This is a genomic window from Bradyrhizobium sp. USDA 3650 (assembly GCF_054057395.1).
The window spans coordinates 4,472,966-4,491,353 of sequence record NZ_JBSRZG010000001.1; the positions used below are offsets into that span (position 1 = coordinate 4,472,966).

The window sequence follows — 18,388 nt, forward strand, 5'->3', positions numbered from 1 at the left end:
TGTACATCGGGCTTGGACTAGGATAAGCAAAAATCGGACCAACTTTTTGGGATCGGTTCTTGCTTCATGGCGCTTTCGCAGAGATTAGAGTTCCGGCAATCGCAGTCGCTGGTCATGACGCCGCAGTTGATGCAGGCGATCAAGCTGCTGCAATTGTCCAATCTCGATCTCACGACCTTCGTGGAAGAGGAACTCGAGCGTAATCCGCTGCTGGAGCGGGCCAATGACGAGCCGCCCGCGGGCGAGGGCCCGGCCGAGACCGGCCAGTTCAACGATAGCGACGGCGGCCACAACGACGAGCCCGGCGGCGGCCCGGGCGAAGCCTTCGAGCCCGGCCAGGAAGAGTGGATGAGCAAGGATCTCGGCACCCGCGCCGAGATCGAGCAGACCATGGACACCGGGCTGGACAACGTCTTCTCCGAGGAACCGGCCGAGGCGGCCGCGCGCAACGCCCAGGATGCGGCGCCGACCACCTATACCGAATGGGGCGGCGGCGCCTCCGGTGACGAGGACTACAATCTCGAAGCCTTCGTCGCCGCGGAGATTACGCTCGGCGACCATCTCGCCGAGCAGCTCTCGGTTGCCTTCACCGGCGCCGCGCAGCGCATGATCGGCCAGTATTTGATCGACCTCGTCGACGAGGCCGGCTATTTGCCGGGCGATCTCGGCCAGGCCGCCGAACGGCTCGGCGCATCGCAGCAGGACGTCGAGAACGTTCTTGCCGTGCTGCAAAAATTCGATCCGCCCGGCGTCTGCGCGCGCAATCTGAGCGAATGCCTGGCGATCCAGCTCCGCGAGCTCGACCGCTACGATCCCGCGATGCAGGCCCTGGTCGAGCATCTCGATCTCCTCGCCAAGCGCGACGTCGCGGCCTTGCGCAAGCTCTGCGGCGTCGACGACGAGGACATCGCCGACATGATCGGCGAGATCCGCCGTCTCAATCCCAAGCCCGGCATGAAGTTCGGTACGGCCCGGCTCCAGACCATGGTGCCCGATGTCTATGTCCGCCCGGGTCCCGACGGCGGCTGGCATGTCGAGCTCAACAGCGACACCTTGCCGCGCGTGCTGGTCAACCAGACCTACTATTCGCAGCTCTCGAAGAAGATCGGCAAGGACGGCGACAAATCCTATTTCACCGACGCGCTTCAGAACGCGACGTGGCTGGTGCGCGCGCTCGACCAGCGCGCCCGCACCATCCTGAAGGTCGCAACCGAGATCGTGCGCCAGCAGGACGGCTTCTTCACCCATGGCGTGGCGCATCTGCGGCCGCTGAATCTGAAGGCCGTCGCCGACGCCATCCAGATGCATGAATCCACGGTGTCGCGCGTCACCGCCAACAAATACATGGCGACCAATCGCGGCACGTTCGAGCTGAAATATTTCTTCACGGCCTCGATCGCCTCGGCCGATGGCGGCGAGGCGCATTCGGCGGAAGCCGTGCGTCACCACATCAAGCTGCTGATCGATGCGGAGGCGCCGTCCGCGATCCTGTCCGACGACACCATCGTGGAACGCTTGCGCGGCTCGGGCATTGATATCGCCCGCCGCACGGTCGCGAAGTACCGCGAAGCCATGCGCATTCCTTCCTCGGTGCAACGCCGTCGCGACAAGCAGAGCGCTCTTGGTAACGTCCTCTCCACCGCCATGGCCGATCGCTCCCGCAATCCCGAACCGGCCTGATTGCGCCGGCGCCAAATCGCGCTACTCTCGATCTGCTATCGGGCCCGAATCCAGGCCAGGCACGGACCAAGCGAGGTTCACATGACTCTCCGCATCTCGGGAAAGAGCGTCAATGTCGGCGAGGCCCTGCGCGGCCGCGTCACCGACCGGACTGAAGAGGTCTTGCGCAAATATTTCGACGGCAATTATTCCGGCCACATCACGCTGAGCAAGGACGGCTTCGGCTTCCGCACCGACTGCGCGCTGCATCTCGATTCGGGAATCACGCTCGAGGCCGATTCGAACGCACCGGATGCCTATGCCAGTGCCGACCAGGCCCTGGTGATGATCGAGAAGCGGCTCAAGCGCTACAAGAGCCGGCTCAAGGACCGCTCCGCCCGCAAGGCCCATGTCGCCTCCGCGGCGCTGGCCGCCATGGATGCCACCAGCTACGTGCTGGAGGCCCCGGGCGAAGGTGAGGACGAGGACGAGATCACCGGCTACAGCCCCGTCATCATCGCCGAGGCCACCACCTCGCTGAAGCCGCTGTCCGTCAGCGAAGCGGTCATGGAACTCGACCTCAGCGGGGCGCCCTGCCTGGTGTTTCAGCACGGCTCCTCGGGCCGGGTGAACATCATTTACCGCCGGGCGGACGGCAATGTCGGCTGGATCGACCCCCCGGGGGTCAAGACGGACGGCAAGGCCTGAGGCCGCTGGGCGACACCCTGCGGCCCCCGCGCCGGGTGCCCCTTTCCGCCTTAACAATGACCGGGGCAAAGCTGCACGCGGGAGTTGGCACCGGGATTGCGTTGGAGTAGAAGCCCCCCACATCAGGGGCGAGCTAAGTCCGCCTCCTGCTTCAACTTCTTGACGTCGGCCCGCCTAGGTTCTTTGTCCAGGCTGGCCAATTCGGAACCTGACGTTTTCATTCACCTCGGAAGACTTCCATGCCGATTACCGATCTGGTCGCGCCCGAGGCGATTCTCCCGGCATTGAAGGTCAACAGCAAGAAGCAGGCGCTTCAGGAACTCGCGGCCAAGGCCGCCGAGCTGACCGGGCAGAACGAGCGTTCCGTGTTCGAGGTGCTCCTGCAGCGTGAAAAGCTCGGCACCACCGCGGTCGGCTACGGCGTCGCCATTCCCCACGGCAAGCTGCCCAAGCTGGAAAAGATCTTCGGGCTGTTCGCCCGTCTCGATCGTCCGATCGATTTCGAATCGATGGACGGCCAGCCGGTCGATCTCGTCTTCCTGCTGCTCGCCCCCGAAGGCGCCGGCGCCGATCATTTGAAGGCACTGGCCCGCATCGCCCGTCTCCTCCGCGACCAGGACATCGCCAAGAAGCTCCGCGCCTCGCGCGACGCCCAGGCGATCTATTCGGTGCTCGCGCTGCCGCCGGCGACTGCGGCTTAACCCTTCTCCCTCGAACCGACGCAGCGCCGTCTGCGACATATTGTGCAGCCGGGCGCTGCGATAGATCGTCTCCGGCACGGTTTTCGGCGCGGGGATTTTGCAAGATGATGGGCGGTTCGATCGGGCGGGTCTTCAGTCTGCTTTGCTCCATCACCATTGTCGCCACCGCCGTGGCCCGCGCCGACGAGGCGTCCAACGACCGCGTCATCGCGGAGAAGACCGAGATCATCGCAGCCGACCCAACCAATGCGGTCGCTTACGAGCTGCGCGGCGAAGCCTACTACATCAAGCACGACTGGAATCGCGCCTTCGAGGATTGCAGCGCCGCGATCCGGATCGATCCGAATTTCGGGCGGGCCTATAATTGCCGCGGTCGCGCCTATTCGGCGAAGGGCGATGGCGATCACGCCATGCTCGACTACAACGAGGCCATTCGCCTCGACCCAAATTATGGGCCGTCCTACACCTCGCGCGCCGAGGAATATTTCAACAGGCGCGATTTCGATCGTGCGATCGCCGACTTCACCGCGGCCATCGAACGCAGCCCCAAGCAGGCTTACCGTGCGCTCGTCATGCGAGGGGAGGCGTATGCAGCGAAGGGCGACACCGATCACGCCGTCGCCGATTACAGCGAGGCGATGCAGCGCAATCCGGCCGCCGCCTGGCCCTACGAGTTGCGAAGCACCATTCGCTCCCACAAGGGCGAGATCGATGCAGCTCTGGACGATTGCGACAGCGCCGTCCGCCTGGAACCCGGAAATGCCGGCGGCCACTACTGCCGGGCCATGGTGTTCCTGAAGAAGGACGATGCCGACAGCACCATCCGGGAACTGGATGACGTGACGAGGATGAGACCATCTTTCGCAAAGGCCTATCTCGTTCGCGGCGTCGTCCTGCACGGAAAGGGCGACGACAAACGCGCCCTTGCCGATTTCGACGAAGTAATCCGATTACAGCCGGGGAATTGGGAGGCCTACAATAGTCGCGCCGGTCTGTTTCGGGACATCGGACAGCACGATCGCGCGCTCGCCGACTACAACGAGGCGATCCGGCTCGATCCGAACAGCCAGCTCGCCCTGGTCAATCGTGCCCTCCTCTACATGATGATGTCCGACCCAAAACATGCGCGCGCGGATTTCAACAGCGTGCTCGCGCTGCCACTGAGCGACAAATGGGCCGTGGACACGGCGCGCGAAGGACTCGGCTTTGTGAAGTGATCGCGGAGCCGGGGCCGCCATCTTCCGTGGGGCTTGGGACGATCTGCTTTGCTACAAACTCGATATCGCTTCGAGAGTCACGGGTGGCCGCATGAGCGTCTCGTCGCCGTCGCAGTAGAATTTGTGCGTCCACGGATCAAACACCGGCACGCGCGCTTCGACGAATTCGTCGATATCACGTGTAACAACAATCAGATCCTGTAGCGCGACGATAGCCGCGATGAACAAGTCAGGCTGCCCGAACGTATGGCGGCGCTTGCGGCCCTCGATGACCATCGTTTTCCACCGCACGATGACATCTTCGGTGATGGGAAGAACCCGCCCCGCAAACAGCGGTCGCAGCGTGTTGTCTAACCACGATCGAAGGTCTGCGCGTCTGGTGGGATCGGACAGTTGTTCGATGCCGTAGACGATTTCGGCGAAGGTGACCTCGGTGACATAGAGATCATCGCCGCTTTGGCTGGCAACAAAATCGGCAACGCCAGGATTGGGTTTGGGCCTGCGTAGTTCCGAAACCACGTTGGTATCGAGCAGCCATCCTCTCAAAGCTCAACGTCCCGAACTTTGGATTTGATCGTCAGGCGCTCAAACTCCACGTCGCCCAACGGCGATTTGGCGAGGACCGTAACGATGTCGCGTCCACTTACGGGACTTTTGAGGCGGTCGAATTCCTCCGCCGCGATAATAACCGCGGCGTCTTTCCCGTGCAGCGTAACGCGCTGCGGTCCGGTGCGTTGGGCCTCCCTGACGATCTGGCTGAGGTGAGTCTTCGCATCCTGAAGGCTCCATCGACCGGATTGGGAGCGCTTCTTCGGCGAGGGACGCTTTGTCGACATGCTGTGCCTTCTGGTCGGATCAACCAGAATTTAGAGTATCCGAATTCGGCCGCAAAAGCAAAACGGGCACGCCTTCCTGCGAAGGCATGCCCGCTTGAAACTCTATTCGTGCGACGCGCGCGTGCTCAGTGCACGCTCACCGCTTGCAGCTCGTTGCTCCAGGCGTTGGCGATCGCGGCTTCGCGGCTGTCGGTCAGCATGATCGGCGTGCCGTCGGCGGCGTGGAGCGCGAAGAGCTTGAGGCCCGGCGCGATCTTCGGCGCTTCGGGAAACAGGCCCGGCACATCTTCTGATCGGATTTGCTTCACATAGGCGATATGGCCTTCGCCGAGGGTTGCCAGCGTCTCCGGCGAGACGTTCTTGGCTTCGTATTCGAACGCAACGTGACCTTCACTCATGGTCTCGACTCCTCTGGAACACTAAGCGGTCGAGTCCGCTACTCGTTCCATTATTCGTGCTCATTGATAGCGATTGTCTTAACGATCCTCTCCGGTTCCGGCCGGGCAAGATCGATCGCCAGCAATCCGTTCTTCAGATCCGCACCCAGCACCAGCATCCCCTCCGCCAGCACGAAGGTGCGCTGGAAGTGGCGCGCGGCGATGCCGCGATGGATGTATTGCCGGGACTTGTCGTCCTGCTGCCGTCCGCGAATGACGAGCTGGTTTTCCTCAATGGTTACATCGAGTTGGTCGCGGGTGAATCCGGCGACCGCCAGCGTGATTCGCAACCGCTCGGGCTGGCCCTCCGACCGGTCGCACCTCTCGATATTGTAGGGAGGGTAACCGTCGGCACCTTTGACGACCCGATCGAGCACGCGCTCGATCTCGTCGAAGCCCAGAAGGAACGGACTGGAAAGCGTGGGAACACGAGACATAGTTTACAAAGTCCTCTCGAAGCGACTTTGGTGCATCAGGGCCCGTACAGGCACCCCTTGATCAGCAATATGGGCATATCCGCGTGTGGGTTCAAGGACGTAGCCGGGGGCTGTGGATTGGCCATTTCCGCTTACGTGCACCGTTGCTTCCGCATCGTCATGGCCGGGCTTGTCCCGGCCATCCACGACCTTTACTCGCGCGTGAAGAACGTGGATGCCCGGGACAAGCCCGGGCATGACGACGAGTTAGCCGGCCGAATTCTCTCAACGAAAACAAACCCCCTTCTACTGTGCATGGGGTTGTTTTCGCGGTTTTTAATCGACGGCCCTGTGGAACCAGGTCAGGCCTCGATCCGCGTCCGGCCGTCGCCGCTGAACAGATGCAGCTTTTGGCGCGTCGCTGCGACGCGGATCTTCGCGCCGATCGGCGGCGCCTCTGAGCCGGGAATGCGGACGATGACCTCGCCGGGCGGCAGTTCGCCGGGATTGGCGGCGATGCGCTGCTCGTCCTGAGCCCGCGTGCCGTAGACGAAGGTTTCGGCGCCGACGCGCTCGATCGCTTCCACGGTGAGCGGGAGCGCGACGCCGCCGGCCGGGGTCTGGTCGGTGATGACGAAATCCTCCGGGCGGATGCCGAGGATGCCGGCATCGGTGCTGCCGAGTTGCGACTTGATCTCCTCGGCGCGGATCGACATCAGATTCATCGGCGGCGCACCGATGAAGGAGGCGACGAAGGTCGTCGCCGGCTTCTCGTAGATTGCGAGCGGATTGCCGACCTGCTCGACCTGGCCGCCATTCATCACCACGAGAATGTCGGCGAGCGTCATCGCCTCGAGCTGGTCGTGGGTGACGTAGATCGACGTGGTGTTGAGCCGGCGCTGCAATTTGCGGATCTCGACCCGCATCGCGATGCGGAGCTTTGCGTCGAGGTTGGACAGCGGCTCGTCGAACAGAAACACCTTGGGCTGGCGCACGATGGCGCGGCCCATGGCGACGCGCTGGCGCTGACCGCCGGAGAGCTGGCGCGGCTTGCGCTCCAGCATGGACGTGAGCTCGAGCACGCGCGCGGCTTCGTCGACGCGGGTCTTGACCTCGGCCTCCTTCATGCCGCGGTTGCGCAGGCCGTAGGCCATGTTGTTGAAGACGCTCATATGCGGATAGAGCGCGTAGTTCTGGAACACCATCGCGATGTCGCGGTCGGCGGGCTCGATCTGGTTGACGATGCGGCCGCCGATGTCGATCTCGCCGCCGGTGACGGTTTCGAGGCCCGCGACCATGCGCAGCAATGTCGACTTGCCGCAGCCGGAGGGACCGACCAGCACGCAGAACTGTCCGTCGCCGACATCGACGTTGACGCCCTTGATGGCCTCGAAGCCGCCGGGGTAGGTTTTGCGGACGTTGCGCAGGGTGACGTTAGCCATGGGATTTACTTTTCCGTCTCCACGAGTCCGCGCACGAACAATTTCTGCATCACGACGACGACGAACACCGGCGGCAGCATCGCAAGCACGGCGGTCGCCATCACGATCGGCCATTCGGTCAGCGCGTCGGTGGTGGTGATCATCTTGCGGATGCCGACCTGGATGGTCTGCATGTCGTCACGGGTGGTGATCAGCAGCGGCCAGAGATATTGATTCCAGCCGAGGATGAAGAGGATCACGAACAGCGCCGCCATGTTGGTGCGCGACAGCGGCAGCAGCGTATCCCAGAAGAAGCGCAGGGGACCCGCGCCGTCGATGCGCGAGGCCTCCAGCAGCTCGTCCGGCACCGTCATGAAGAACTGGCGAAACAGCAGCGTCGCGGTGGCCGAGGCGATCAGCGGCAGCGACAGGCCCGCATAGCTGTCGAGCATGTGCAGATCGGCGACGATCTTGTAGGTCGGATAGATGCGGACCTCGACCGGCAGCATCAGGGTGATGAAGATGATCCAGAAGATCGGCATCCGGAACGGAAAGCGGAAATAGACGATCGCATAGGCCGAGATGATCGAGATCGCGATCTTGCCGACCGCGATCAGCAGCGCCATCACCAGCGAGTTCAGCATCATGTTGCCGACGGGCTCGCGGGTCGATCCGCTCGTGCCGACGAAAATGGTCTGGTAGTAGACTTCGAAGAAATGGCCGCCCGGCAACAGCGACATCTGCCCGTTGGCGATCAGCGCGTTGTCCTGGGTCGAGGCGACGAACGCGATGTAGACGGGGAAGGCGACGATCGCGATCCCGATCCACAAAATGGCGTGGGCGATGTAGCGCCGGAAGCCCTCTTCCTCGACCATCAGTAGGTCACCTTGCGTTCGACGAAGCGGAACTGGATTCCGGTGAGCACGATGACCATAACCATCAGGATCACCGACTGCGCCGCCGAGCTGCCGAGATTGCCGCCGAGCAAGCCGTCGGAATAGACCTTGTAGACCAGCGTGACCGTGGACGTTCCGGGACCGCCGCGGGTCATGGTGTCGATGATGCCGAACGTGTCGAAGAAGGCGTAGACGATGTTGACCACCAGCAGGAAGAAGATGGTCGGCGACAGCAGCGGGAAGGTCACGGTCCAGAACCGCCGCATCGGACGGGCGCCGTCGATCGCGGCGGCCTCGAACACGCTCTTCGGAATCGCTTGCAGGCCGGCGAGGAAGAACAGGAAATTATAGGAGATCTGCTTCCACGCGGCGGCGAGGATGATCAGAGCGGCGGCCTGGTCGCCGTCGAGCAGCGGATTCCAGTCGATGCCCATGTTGCGCAGATAGCGCGAGAGCACGCCGAGCGAGGGATGCAGCATGAAGATCCAGAGCACGCCGACCACGGGCGGCGCCACCGCATAGGGCCAGATCAGCAGCGTGCGGTAGAGCATCGAGCCACGCAGCGGCTTGTCCGCCATCACGGCGAGCAGCAGCGCGAAGGATAGCGACGAGACCGCGATGGCGAACGAGAACAAGAAGGTCCGGACGATCGCCTCGAAATAGGCCGCGTCCTTGAACAGCTCGACGTAATTCTCGAACCAGACAAAGGTGGTCGACAGCCCAAACGCATCCTGGAGCAGGAAGGACTGGATCACCGCCTGCAGCGCCGGCCAATAGAAGAAAATCAGGACGATCGCGAGCTGCGGCGCAACCAGCGCGTACGGTAACAGCCTTGACTGGAAAATCGCTTGCTTTTGCATGATGGGCGACGCCGGCAGGCCGTGCGGCCTGCCGGCGTCTTCGCCTTATTTTACGGCCGTCTTTTCGAACTGCCGCAGCATCGTGTTGCCGCGCTCGACGGCGGAATCGAGCGCCTGCTTGGCGGACTTCTTGCCGGCCAGCGCCTGCTCGATCTCTTCCGACCAGACGTCACGCAGCTGCACCATGTTGCCGAGGCGCAGTCCGCGCGAATTCTCGGTCGGCTCCTTGTTGGTCAGCTCGAGCAGCGGGGTCTCGAGATAGGGCTGGTCCTTGTAGAAGCCCTCTTCCTTCGCCTTGGCGTAGGCCGCCTTGGTGATCGGCAGATAGCCCGAGGCCTTGTGGATATAGACCTGGCGATCGGTGTCCGAGAGGAAGGTCAGGAACTTTGCGACGCCCTTGTATTCCTCGGCCGACTTGCCACCCATCACCCACAGCGAAGCGCCGCCGATGATCGAGTTCTGCGGTGCGCCCTTGACGTCGGGATAATACGGCATCGGCACGGCGGTGAAGGCGAACTTGGCCTGCGCCTTGACGTTGCCGAAGAACGCCGAGGAGGTCAGGTAGAGCGGGCATTCGCCCGAGGTGAAGCGACCTTCGCCGGTGTTGGTGCGGCCCGCATAGTCGTAGGTCTTGGTCTTCTGCAGCTCGACCAGGGTTTCGAGGTGCTTGACCTGAAGCGGTCCGTTGAACTCGAGCACGGTGTCGAAGCCGTCGAGGCCGTTGGCCTTGCTGGCGAGCGGCACGTTGTGCCAGGCCGAGAGCTGCTCGAGATTGACCCAGGTGACCCAGGAGCCGGAGAAACCGCAGGTGTCGTGACCGGCAGCCTTCAGCTTCTTGGCGGCCTCGAACGTTTCGGGCCAGGTCTTCGGGATCTCCACGTTCGCCTTCTTCAGCTCGTCGAGGTTCACCCACATCACGGTCGAGGACGAGTTGAAGGGGAACGACAGCATCTCGCCCTTCGACGTCGAATAATAGCCGGTGATGGCGGGCAGGTAGATCTTGGGATCGAACTTCTCGCCGGCGTCGGCCATCAGCTTGTAGACGGGCTTCACGGCGCCGGTCGCGGCCATCATGGTCGCGGTGCCGACTTCGAACACCTGCATGATGTGCGGGGCGTTGCCGGCGCGGAACGCCGCGATGCCGGCGTTCATCGTATCGGGATAGTTGCCCTTGTAGGTCGGGATCACCTTGTAGTCGCTCTGCGACGCGTTGAAGTCGGTGGCGAGCTTGACGATGACGTCGTTGTTGGCGCCGGTCATCGCGTGCCACCACTGGATTTCGGTCGCGGCCAAGGCCGGCGAGGCCGATAGTCCAACCGTGAGCGCAATGGCGGCAGCCGCTCCAAAGTGTCTAAGAGCCATCAAGTAAACCTCCCTTGGCCGTTCTCTTGGGCCGTCAAAAATGATCGCTTGCGCTAGCAGCGCCATATGACGTTCACATGACTGTGTAAGCGGCCGAAACGAAAGCGGCAAGCGCGGCAAAAGGGAAGTCGTCAAATAGGCGAATGCCGCGCGCGCAGCGTCCTCCGTTCGCGATGCACAGAGCGCCCGCGCCGCAGTGCGGCATTGCCGTCGGATGAGGAAGGCGAGGCGCTAGCGCTCGCGCTCGGGTCCGCAGACCGTGCCCTGCTCGACCATCGCGTCGATCTCGGACCTGGAGTAGCCGAATTCGCCCAGCACCTCGGCCGCGTGCTGGCTGAATTTCGGCGGCAGCCGACGCAGGCTCGGCTTGCTGCGATCGAGCCGGATCGGGGATGCCACGCCCTTGTACCAATCTTTCTCGATAATATCGCCGCGCGCGATCGTGTGCGGGTTGGTCAACGCCTGGTCGATCTTCTGCACGGGCCCTGCGGGCAGGCCCGCGGCGAGCAGGCGATTGCACAGCGGCTCGGCCTCGTGCTGGCTGAACACGGCGGCGAGCTCGGCGCGCAGTGCCTCGCGATTGGCGATGCGGTCCTTGTTGCGGGCAAAGCGCGGATCGGTGCCGAGCTCGGGCTTGCCGATCTCCTTGGCGAGCTTGCGGAAGGTGCCGTCATTGCCGACGCCGATGAAGATGTCGTCGGTCTTGGTCGGGAAGATCGCATAAGGCACGAGGTTGGGATGCTCGTTGCCGGTGAGCGCCGGCGGCTTGCCATGCATGAAATAATTCGCGGTGTGCGGATGCATGATGGCGAGACCGGTCTCGTACAGCGTGGTCTCCAGGAACTGGCCCTGGCCCGAGCGCTGCCGCTCCGAGAGCGCCATCAGGATGCCGATCGCCGCATAGAGGCCGGTGCCGATGTCGACCAGCGGCACGCCGATCCGCATCGGTCCGCTCTCGGGCGAGCCGGTCGCCGCGATCATACCGGTCATGGCCTGGATGATGGCGTCATAGCCGGGGTTGCCGCCGCGCGGGCCGTCGGCGCCGAAGCCGCAGATCCGGCAATGCACGAGGCGCGGAAATTTTTCGCGCAGGACCTCGTTGCCGATGCCCCATTTCTCCAGCGTGCCCGGCTTGAAGTTCTCGATCAGGACATCGGCGCTCTCCAGCATCTTGAGCAGCACGGTCCGGCCGCCCTCGGAGGCGAGGTCGAGGCCGATCGAGCGCTTGTTGCGGTTGATGCCGATGAAATAGGCCGCGTCTTCCTCGTGGAAGGGAGGGCCCCAGTCGCGTACCTCGTCGCCTGCGGGCGGCTCGACCTTGATCACGTCGGCGCCGTGGTCGGCGAGGATCTGGGTGCAATAGGGACCGCCGAGCACGCGCGTGAGATCGATGACGCGCAGGCCGCTCATTGCGCCCGTGGCAGCTCCAGAACTGGCGGCTTCAGTCATGCCTTCGCGTCCCCTGTGTCGATATGATCACAGGCCTAACGAGGTTCGTCCGAGCCGGCAATGGCTTCCCGCGTAGGGCGTCATGCAGGCCGCTCGCCGCAATCCCGCGGGATGGCAAATCAAACGGAAGCGGCCGGTCCGAGGGCATCCCGGGCCAGCGGCTTCAGCTAACCAATCAGACGACCGTCAGGCGAACATCGACATTGCCGCGCGTCGCGTTGGAATACGGGCACACCTGGTGTGCCTTCTCGACCAGCGCCTCGGCTTCCGCGCGGGCGAGGCCCGGCAGTGAGACGGCGAGGTCGATGTCGAGACCGAAGCCGCCGGCCGCGCGCGGGCCGATGCCGACGGTCGAGGTCACGGAGGCGTCGGCCGGAACCTTGGGGCCGCCCTGCGAGGAGACGAACTTCATCGCGCCGATGAAGCAGGCGGCATAGCCCGCCGCAAACAGCTGCTCGGGATTGTTGCCGGCACCGCCTCCACCGCCGAGTTCCTTCGGCGTGGTGAGCTTGACGTCGAGCGCGCCGTCGAGGGTCGCAGCATGGCCGTCGCGGCCGCCGGTGGCTTTTGCGCTGGTCTTGTAAAGGACGTTCACTGACATTTTCGTCTCCCTGTGTTTTCGGGTGGGGTGCGATCTTTATCGCAAACAATTAGATTGCGCGCAATTGAAATTATGAGGCCTCACATTTAATTGTTCGCAATTGAATATGCCGCCGGCCGGCCCCAGAATGGAGCAAGTCCTGTGAGATTCTCGATGCCCCGGAAACATTCGGCAGCGGACGCGCCGCTGCGCCTCGATAACCAGATCTGCTTCGCGGTCTATTCGGCCGCGCATGCCTTCAACCGCGTCTACAAGCCGCTGCTGGACCGGCTCGGCCTGACCTATCCGCAATATCTGGTGATGCTGGTGCTGTGGGAGCGCGACGACGTGCCGGTCAAGGACATCGGCGAAAAGCTGCACCTGGATTCGGGTACGCTGACGCCGCTGCTCAAGCGGCTCGAGGCGGCCCACCTCGTCAAGCGCACGCGCTCGAGCGAGGACGAGCGTCAGGTGCTGATCGCGTTGACCCCGCAGGGCCACGCCCTGAAGGACAAGGCCCGCGCCGTGCCGCAATCGATCCTGGCGGCATCGGATTGTTCAGTCTCGGAACTGGTCGCGATGAAGGACGAGATTGTGGCGTTGCGCGATCGGTTGAATGCGGTGATCGGGGAGTAGGGTTAGAGCCGTTTCTTGGCGAAGGCGCGACCGGACGCTGACTTCAGATACTTCTCGAATGCTACGGCTTGCTTCTCGTTGCTGAACGCAACGTAAGTCTTGAGACGCCAAGGCCCGTATTTCGAGGTGTGGGGCACCTCGCCAGCATTGTGCTTTGTCAGTCGGGCGCGCAGATCGTCGGTAATCCCGACGTAGAAGTGGAGCGAGTTGAGGCTTTCAAGGATGTAGACGTACTTCACAGCACACTCCCCAGTTGTCGAGGGAGAGCTTACATCCGCTTCTGATCTGCTGAAGCCCGGCTTCGCCCTTCGGGCTACGCCGCGGCAGCCTTCGCTAGCTTCGCTACGATGGAGCGGAGCTGGCTTGCCGAGCCGTAGCTGGCGAAGCCAGCGAAGGCTGGTGGAGCCAGGCGGGATCGAACCGCCGACCTCTTGCATGCCATGCAAGCGCTCTCCCAGCTGAGCTATGGCCCCTTAACCGTCCGACGCGCCTTGGGCGACGCGTCGGGAAAGACCCAGAACCACAGTTCTGGAATTATCTCAAGTCTCTTCGTCACCGCCGACATCACCAATGATGTCGGTCACGTCCTCGTCGCCTTCTTCGTCGTCGGCGATAAAGGTCGAATCGTCGTCGTCATCGTCCTCGATGGTCTCATCGACTTCGATGTCGTCCTCGGATTCGGGCACGACGGCCTTGACCTTGCCGGTGTTCTCCTCGGCATCGGCCTCCTCGAGCGAGACCTCCTCGACCTCCGCCGGCTCCGGCGTGGCGTCGGCGGCAGCGGCTGCGTGGCGGGCTTCGGCGCCGCGGGGTGCGCGAGCCGGCGCGATGGGCGCGATCGGCACGACTTCACCGGTATAGGGCGAGATCACCGGATTCTTGTTGAGGTCATAGAACTTTTTGCCCGTGGTCGGGCAAATACGTTTAGTTCCGAGTTCGGACTTGGCCACGGCAGAGGAATCCTGGAAATGTCTGAAAAGCGGTGCTTCACTTGGCTAGTTGGCGGCCCGCTGTCAATAGCGCATTGCGGGAGAACGACATGCTCGTGACGGCGGGGAGACCATGTGGTACCTGCCCCGCGAGTCCCGCAGGGACGTTTCGGGCCTATCCAAGGACACAAACTTGACCGATTCCGACAAGCCGACGCCGCTCCAGTCGCGCGCCAGCGGTCCCCTGACCGGGAAAGTACGGGTGCCCGGAGACAAGTCGATCTCCCACCGTGCCCTCATCCTCGGCGCGCTCGCGGTCGGAGAGACGCGGATTTCGGGCCTCCTGGAGGGCGAGGACGTCCTTAACACCGCCAAATCCATGCAGGCGCTCGGCGCCAGGGTCGAGCGCACCGGAGATTTCGCCTGGAAGGTGAACGGCGTGGGTGTCGCGGGCTTCGCGGAGCCCAAAGCGCCGCTGGATTTCGGCAACTCCGGCACCGGCTGCCGGCTCGTCATGGGCGCCGTCGCCGGCTGCCCGATCTCTGCGATTTTCGACGGCGATGCCTCGCTGCGCACCCGGCCCATGCGCCGGATTCTGGACCCGCTGGAAAAGATGGGTGCGAAGGTCGTCGCCGGCGGCGAGGGCGGCCGTCTGCCGCTGACCGTCCAGGGTGCGCGCGATCCGCTGCCGATCACCTACAAGACGCCGGTGGCCTCGGCTCAGATCAAATCCGCCGTGCTGCTCGCGGGCCTGGCCGCGCCGGGCACCACCACCGTCATCGAGACCGAGGCCAGTCGCGACCACACCGAGCTGATGCTCAAGCATTTCGGCGCCGAGATCAGCTCGGTGCGGGAAGGTCAGCACGGCCGCCGTATCACGCTCGTAGGGCAGCCTGAGCTGCATGGCGCCAATGTCGTCGTGCCCGCCGATCCCTCGTCGGCGGCGTTCCCCATCGTTGCTGCGCTGATCGTCGAAGGTTCCGACCTCGTCCTGTCCGATGTCATGACCAATCCGCTGCGGACCGGTCTTTTCACCACGCTGCGCGAAATGGGTGCCTCGATCGAGGAAAGCGAAGTTCGCGGCGACGCCGGCGAGCCGATGGCAAAGCTGCGCGTACGTGCCTCGAAATTGCGCGGTGTCGAGGTGCCGCCGGAGCGCGCACCGTCGATGATCGACGAATATCTGGTGCTGGCGGTGGCGGCCGCCTTTGCCGAGGGCACGACCATCATGCGCGGCCTCCAGGAGCTGCGCGTCAAGGAATCCGACCGTCTCGAAGCCACTGCCGCCATGCTCCGCGTCAACGGCGTCAAGGTCGAGGTCTCCGGCGACGATTTGATCGTCGAAGGCCGCGGCCACGTTCCCGGCGGCGGCGTTGTGGCCACCCACATGGACCATCGCATCGCGATGTCCGCGCTGGTGATGGGCTGCGCGTCGGACCAGCCGGTGACCGTCGACGACACCGCCTTCATCGCCACCAGTTTTCCGGATTTCATCCCGATGATGCGTTCGCTTGGGGCCGATTTTTCATGATCATCGCCATCGACGGGCCCGCGGCGTCGGGCAAGGGCACGCTCGGCAAGCGCCTTGCTCACCATTACGGCTACCGTCATCTTGATACCGGCGTGATCTATCGCGCGGTGGCCTATTCCCTGATGCAGTCCGGTCATGATCTCCGGGACGAGGCGGCGGCGATCGCTGCGGCGCTGGAACTCGATCCCGAAAAGTTCGGCAATCCCGCCCTGAAGACCCAGAAGGCCGGCGAGGGCGCCTCCATCGTCTCGGCAATCCCCAAAGTGCGCGAGGCCCTGATCAGCTTTCAGCGGCAGTTCGCCGCCGATCCGCCCGGCGCCGTGCTTGACGGTCGGGATATTGGAACCGTGATCTGCCCCCATGCCGACGTGAAGATCTTCGTCGTCGCCGACCCCAAGGTTCGCGCCCGCCGCCGGACCATGGAGGCCAAGGCGCGGGGCGAGGAGGCCGACGAGGCGGCCGTGCTCGCCGACATCATCCAGCGCGACGAACGCGACAAGAACCGGGCGATCGCGCCCCTGAAGCCGGCCGCGGATGCTTACTTGCTAGATAACTCCCAACTGGATATAGAAGGCGGCGTCCGGGCCGCCATCGACATTATCGAGGCCGTCCGAGCGGGCCGGTCGCGGGGTTAAGCCGCTGCCGTCATTGGAGGAAGCGCCCGCTCCCGCTCTTTGAGGTCGATACTCTCGGTCCCTGCTCGGGCCGACGCGATCCAGGTTCCGGACAAAAGATTTCCACGTATCGAATGCGCGGGCCTCAGCCGGCCCGCTTCCGCTGTTCCGCCTCCAGGTCGGAACAGCGAGCGGTCGCTCGAAGGTTCTGCGGACCTTCCGACACTGCGCGTACGATGCGCCCAAGAACCCAACGGCCGGCACGACATCCGCAACTGGAGAACAAATGGCTTCGACTTCTGCTGATACCTATAGCCCGTCGCGCGACGATTTCGCCGCGATGCTCGACGAGTCCTTCGCAGGTGGCAACCTGCAGGAAAGCTCAGTCATCAAGGGCAAGGTTGTTGCAATCGAAAAGGACATGGCCGTCATCGACGTCGGCCTGAAGACCGAGGGCCGCGTTGCCCTGCGCGAATTTTCCGGCCCCGGCCGCGACAGCGAGCTCAAGGTCGGCGACGAGGTGGAAGTGTTCCTCGATCGGATCGAGAACGCCCTCGGCGAGGCCGTGCTGTCGCGTGACAAGGCGCGCCGCGAAGAGAGCTGGGGCAAGCTCGAGAAGGCCTTCCAGAACAATGAGAAGGTCAACGGCGTCATCTTCAACCAGGTCAAGGGCGGCTTCACTGTCGACCTCGACGGTGCCGTGGCCTTCCTGCCGCGTTCGCAGGTCGACATCCGTCCGATCCGCGACGTTGCGCCGCTGATGAACAACTCGCAGCCGTTCCAGATCCTCAAGATGGACCGTCGCCGCGGCAACATCGTCGTGTCGCGCCGCACGGTTCTCGAAGAGACCCGCGCCGAGCAGCGTCAGGAGCTGGTGCAGAACCTCGAAGAGGGTCAGGTCATCGACGGCGTGGTCAAGAACATCACCGATTACGGTGCGTTCGTTGATCTCGGCGGCATCGACGGTCTGCTGCACGTCACCGATATCGCGTGGCGCCGCGTCAACCATCCGACCGAGGTGCTCTCGATCGGCCAGACCGTGAAGGTCAAGATCATCAAGATCAACCACGAGACGCACCGCATCTCGCTGGGCATGAAGCAGCTGTTGGATGATCCGTGGCAGGGCATCGAAGCCAAGTACCCGCTGGGTGCCCGCTTCACCGGTCGCGTCACCAACATCACCGACTACGGCGCGTTCGTCGAGCTTGAGCCGGGCATCGAAGGCCTGATCCACGTCTCCGAGATGTCGTGGACCAAGAAGAACATGCACCCCGGCAAGATCGTTTCGACCTCGCAGGAAGTCGAAGTGCAGGTGCTCGAAGTCGATTCCGTCAAGCGCCGCATCTCGCTCGGCCTCAAGCAGACCATGCGCAACCCGTGGGAGGTCTTCGTCGAAGGTCACCCGACCGGTTCGACGGTCGAGGGCGAAGTCAAGAACAAGACCGAGTTCGGTCTGTTCCTGGGCCTCGAGGGCGACGTCGACGGCATGGTCCATCTCTCCGACCTCGACTGGAAGCAGCCGGGCGAGCAGGTGATCGACAACTACAAGAAGGGCGACATGGTGAAAGCCGTGGTGCTCGATGTGGACGTCGAGAAGGAGCGCATCTCGCTTGGCATCAAGCAGCTCGAAGGCGACCCCTTCGCCGAGCCGGGCGATGTCAAGAAGGGCGCGGTCGTGACCTGCGAAGTGATCGAAGTGAAGGAGAGCGGCATCGAGGTGAAGATCACCGGGACCGACTTCACCACTTTCGTGAAGCGCTCGGAGCTCGCCCGTGACCGCAACGATCAGCGCGCCGAACGTTTCGCCGTCGGCGAGAAGGTCGATGCCCGCGTGATCCAGTTCGACAAGAAGGCCCGCAAGGTCCAGGTGTCGATCAAGGCGCTCGAAGTCGCCGAAGAGAAGGAAGCCATCGCGCAGTACGGCTCCTCCGATTCGGGGGCGACGCTCGGCGACATCCTCGGCACCGCGCTCAAGAACCGCGACACCAAGTAAGCGAAACGCAGGTTTCGCTGCATCAAAGCCCCGGCGCGAGCCGGGGCTTTTTTGTTGTTGAGGCCGTAGCCCCGGATGGAGCGAAAGCGAAATCCGGGATTCGTGCGGCCGGCGGGATTCTCCCGGATTGCGCTCCGCTCCAT

The 18,388-nt window shown here is 63.5% G+C and carries 20 protein-coding genes and 1 tRNA gene; 8 read left to right on the forward strand and 13 right to left on the reverse strand.

Annotated features, from left to right (window positions below):
* Positions 1-66 precede the first annotated feature (66 nt).
* From rpoN to ACVIN2_RS20915, 4 genes are all read left to right on the forward strand, one after another.
* Positions 67-1,680 (forward strand): RNA polymerase factor sigma-54, encoded by a 1,614-nt coding sequence (gene rpoN, locus ACVIN2_RS20900; RefSeq protein ID WP_456766980.1) that lies wholly within the window; start codon positions 67-69, stop codon positions 1,678-1,680.
* A gap of 81 nt (positions 1,681-1,761) precedes the next feature.
* Positions 1,762-2,367, forward strand: coding sequence for a ribosome hibernation-promoting factor, HPF/YfiA family (hpf, locus tag ACVIN2_RS20905; protein WP_456766981.1), 606 nt, complete (start codon positions 1,762-1,764; stop codon positions 2,365-2,367).
* A 239-nt stretch (positions 2,368-2,606) separates the two neighbouring features.
* Positions 2,607-3,068, forward strand: coding sequence for a PTS IIA-like nitrogen regulatory protein PtsN (ptsN, locus tag ACVIN2_RS20910; RefSeq protein WP_027514736.1), 462 nt, complete (start codon positions 2,607-2,609; stop codon positions 3,066-3,068).
* A 104-nt stretch (positions 3,069-3,172) separates the two neighbouring features.
* Positions 3,173-4,285 (forward strand): tetratricopeptide repeat protein, encoded by a 1,113-nt coding sequence (locus tag ACVIN2_RS20915; RefSeq protein WP_456766982.1) that lies wholly within the window; start codon positions 3,173-3,175, stop codon positions 4,283-4,285.
* Between the two features lie 51 nt (positions 4,286-4,336).
* Here ACVIN2_RS20915 and ACVIN2_RS20920 read toward each other — a convergent pair whose 3' ends face one another.
* The 10 genes from ACVIN2_RS20920 to ACVIN2_RS20965 form a co-directional block, all read right to left on the reverse strand.
* Positions 4,337-4,831 carry a PIN domain-containing protein gene (locus ACVIN2_RS20920; RefSeq protein WP_456766983.1) on the reverse strand — a complete coding sequence of 165 codons (495 nt, stop codon included), beginning with the start codon at positions 4,829-4,831 and terminating at the stop codon, positions 4,337-4,339.
* Positions 4,828-5,121 carry a type II toxin-antitoxin system Phd/YefM family antitoxin gene (locus ACVIN2_RS20925; protein ID WP_456766984.1) on the reverse strand — a complete coding sequence of 98 codons (294 nt, stop codon included), beginning with the start codon at positions 5,119-5,121 and terminating at the stop codon, positions 4,828-4,830. The genes ACVIN2_RS20920 and ACVIN2_RS20925 overlap by 4 nt, the downstream gene beginning before the upstream one ends.
* Positions 5,122-5,246: 125 nt before the next feature.
* Entirely contained in the window at positions 5,247-5,519 is a 273-nt protein-coding gene (locus ACVIN2_RS20930) for a BQ00720 family protein (RefSeq protein ID WP_007598581.1), read from the reverse strand.
* Positions 5,520-5,569: 50 nt separating this feature from the next.
* On the reverse strand, positions 5,570-5,995 hold the full coding sequence (locus ACVIN2_RS20935; RefSeq protein WP_027566176.1) for an Hsp20 family protein: 426 nt from the start codon (positions 5,993-5,995) through the stop codon (positions 5,570-5,572).
* A gap of 341 nt (positions 5,996-6,336) precedes the next feature.
* Positions 6,337-7,416 (reverse strand): sn-glycerol-3-phosphate import ATP-binding protein UgpC, encoded by a 1,080-nt coding sequence (locus ACVIN2_RS20940; RefSeq protein ID WP_456766985.1) that lies wholly within the window; start codon positions 7,414-7,416, stop codon positions 6,337-6,339.
* A 5-nt stretch (positions 7,417-7,421) separates the two neighbouring features.
* Entirely contained in the window at positions 7,422-8,270 is an 849-nt protein-coding gene (gene ugpE, locus ACVIN2_RS20945; protein ID WP_354168476.1) for a sn-glycerol-3-phosphate ABC transporter permease UgpE, read from the reverse strand.
* On the reverse strand, positions 8,270-9,151 hold the full coding sequence (gene ugpA / locus ACVIN2_RS20950) for a sn-glycerol-3-phosphate ABC transporter permease UgpA (RefSeq protein WP_027566174.1): 882 nt from the start codon (positions 9,149-9,151) through the stop codon (positions 8,270-8,272). The genes ugpE and ugpA overlap by 1 nt, the downstream gene beginning before the upstream one ends.
* Positions 9,152-9,196: 45 nt before the next feature.
* A complete protein-coding gene (gene ugpB, locus ACVIN2_RS20955) occupies positions 9,197-10,513 on the reverse strand; it encodes a sn-glycerol-3-phosphate ABC transporter substrate-binding protein UgpB (RefSeq protein ID WP_456766986.1) in 1,317 nt (438 codons plus the stop codon).
* Positions 10,514-10,744: 231 nt separating this feature from the next.
* The gene (locus ACVIN2_RS20960; RefSeq protein WP_456766987.1) at positions 10,745-11,962 is read right to left on the reverse strand and encodes a CaiB/BaiF CoA transferase family protein; all 1,218 of its coding nucleotides are present in this window, start codon (positions 11,960-11,962) and stop codon (positions 10,745-10,747) included.
* 175 nt (positions 11,963-12,137) lie between these two features.
* Positions 12,138-12,563, reverse strand: coding sequence for an organic hydroperoxide resistance protein (locus tag ACVIN2_RS20965; RefSeq protein ID WP_007598424.1), 426 nt, complete (start codon positions 12,561-12,563; stop codon positions 12,138-12,140).
* Positions 12,564-12,716: 153 nt separating this feature from the next.
* On the opposite strand from ACVIN2_RS20965, the gene ACVIN2_RS20970 reads away from it, so the two are divergent.
* The gene (locus ACVIN2_RS20970; RefSeq protein WP_456766988.1) at positions 12,717-13,178 is read left to right on the forward strand and encodes a MarR family winged helix-turn-helix transcriptional regulator; all 462 of its coding nucleotides are present in this window, start codon (positions 12,717-12,719) and stop codon (positions 13,176-13,178) included.
* A 2-nt stretch (positions 13,179-13,180) separates the two neighbouring features.
* Here the strand turns inward: ACVIN2_RS20970 and ACVIN2_RS20975 are convergent, their stop codons facing one another.
* The 3 genes from ACVIN2_RS20975 to ACVIN2_RS20985 all read right to left on the reverse strand — a co-directional run bounded on the left by ACVIN2_RS20975 (position 13,181) and on the right by ACVIN2_RS20985 (position 14,128).
* On the reverse strand, positions 13,181-13,417 hold the full coding sequence (locus tag ACVIN2_RS20975; RefSeq protein WP_456766989.1) for a GIY-YIG nuclease family protein: 237 nt from the start codon (positions 13,415-13,417) through the stop codon (positions 13,181-13,183).
* Between the two features lie 158 nt (positions 13,418-13,575).
* A tRNA-Ala gene (locus ACVIN2_RS20980) sits at positions 13,576-13,651 on the reverse strand.
* Between the two features lie 66 nt (positions 13,652-13,717).
* Positions 13,718-14,128 carry a TIGR02300 family protein gene (locus tag ACVIN2_RS20985; protein ID WP_007598417.1) on the reverse strand — a complete coding sequence of 137 codons (411 nt, stop codon included), beginning with the start codon at positions 14,126-14,128 and terminating at the stop codon, positions 13,718-13,720.
* A 112-nt stretch (positions 14,129-14,240) separates the two neighbouring features.
* Here ACVIN2_RS20985 and aroA point away from each other — a divergent pair, with 112 nt between their 5' ends.
* The 3 genes from aroA (at position 14,241) to rpsA (ending at position 18,245) form a co-directional block, all read left to right on the forward strand.
* Complete coding sequence (gene aroA / locus ACVIN2_RS20990) at positions 14,241-15,638, forward strand: 3-phosphoshikimate 1-carboxyvinyltransferase (RefSeq protein ID WP_456766990.1); 1,398 nt, start codon at positions 14,241-14,243, stop codon at positions 15,636-15,638.
* Positions 15,635-16,273, forward strand: a complete 639-nt coding sequence (cmk, locus tag ACVIN2_RS20995; protein WP_456766991.1) for a (d)CMP kinase — start codon at positions 15,635-15,637, stop codon at positions 16,271-16,273. Before aroA ends, cmk begins: the two co-directional genes overlap by 4 nt.
* Before the next feature lie 265 nt (positions 16,274-16,538).
* Positions 16,539-18,245, forward strand: a complete 1,707-nt coding sequence (rpsA, locus tag ACVIN2_RS21000; protein WP_027566167.1) for a 30S ribosomal protein S1 — start codon at positions 16,539-16,541, stop codon at positions 18,243-18,245.
* Positions 18,246-18,388: the final 143 nt, after the last annotated feature.

What these genes read in the sequence shown, in the direction of transcription:
- ACVIN2_RS20930 (WP_007598581.1), bottom strand. Translation starts at nt 5,519, where the DNA reads ATGAGTGAAGGTCACGTTGCGTTCGAATACGAAGCCAAGAACGTCTCG.
- rpoN (WP_456766980.1), top strand. Translation starts at nt 67, where the DNA reads ATGGCGCTTTCGCAGAGATTAGAGTTCCGGCAATCGCAGTCGCTGGTC.
- ACVIN2_RS20915 (WP_456766982.1), top strand. Translation starts at nt 3,173, where the DNA reads ATGATGGGCGGTTCGATCGGGCGGGTCTTCAGTCTGCTTTGCTCCATC.
- ACVIN2_RS20970 (WP_456766988.1), top strand. Translation starts at nt 12,717, where the DNA reads ATGCCCCGGAAACATTCGGCAGCGGACGCGCCGCTGCGCCTCGATAAC.
- ACVIN2_RS20935 (WP_027566176.1), bottom strand. Translation starts at nt 5,995, where the DNA reads ATGTCTCGTGTTCCCACGCTTTCCAGTCCGTTCCTTCTGGGCTTCGAC.
- ugpE (WP_354168476.1), bottom strand. Translation starts at nt 8,270, where the DNA reads ATGGTCGAGGAAGAGGGCTTCCGGCGCTACATCGCCCACGCCATTTTG.
- cmk (WP_456766991.1), top strand. Translation starts at nt 15,635, where the DNA reads ATGATCATCGCCATCGACGGGCCCGCGGCGTCGGGCAAGGGCACGCTC.
- ptsN (WP_027514736.1), top strand. Translation starts at nt 2,607, where the DNA reads ATGCCGATTACCGATCTGGTCGCGCCCGAGGCGATTCTCCCGGCATTG.
- ACVIN2_RS20960 (WP_456766987.1), bottom strand. Translation starts at nt 11,962, where the DNA reads ATGACTGAAGCCGCCAGTTCTGGAGCTGCCACGGGCGCAATGAGCGGC.
- ACVIN2_RS20965 (WP_007598424.1), bottom strand. Translation starts at nt 12,563, where the DNA reads ATGTCAGTGAACGTCCTTTACAAGACCAGCGCAAAAGCCACCGGCGGC.
- ACVIN2_RS20940 (WP_456766985.1), bottom strand. Translation starts at nt 7,416, where the DNA reads ATGGCTAACGTCACCCTGCGCAACGTCCGCAAAACCTACCCCGGCGGC.
- aroA (WP_456766990.1), top strand. Translation starts at nt 14,241, where the DNA reads ATGTGGTACCTGCCCCGCGAGTCCCGCAGGGACGTTTCGGGCCTATCC.
- ugpA (WP_027566174.1), bottom strand. Translation starts at nt 9,151, where the DNA reads ATGCAAAAGCAAGCGATTTTCCAGTCAAGGCTGTTACCGTACGCGCTG.
- hpf (WP_456766981.1), top strand. Translation starts at nt 1,762, where the DNA reads ATGACTCTCCGCATCTCGGGAAAGAGCGTCAATGTCGGCGAGGCCCTG.
- ugpB (WP_456766986.1), bottom strand. Translation starts at nt 10,513, where the DNA reads ATGGCTCTTAGACACTTTGGAGCGGCTGCCGCCATTGCGCTCACGGTT.
- ACVIN2_RS20925 (WP_456766984.1), bottom strand. Translation starts at nt 5,121, where the DNA reads ATGTCGACAAAGCGTCCCTCGCCGAAGAAGCGCTCCCAATCCGGTCGA.
- rpsA (WP_027566167.1), top strand. Translation starts at nt 16,539, where the DNA reads ATGGCTTCGACTTCTGCTGATACCTATAGCCCGTCGCGCGACGATTTC.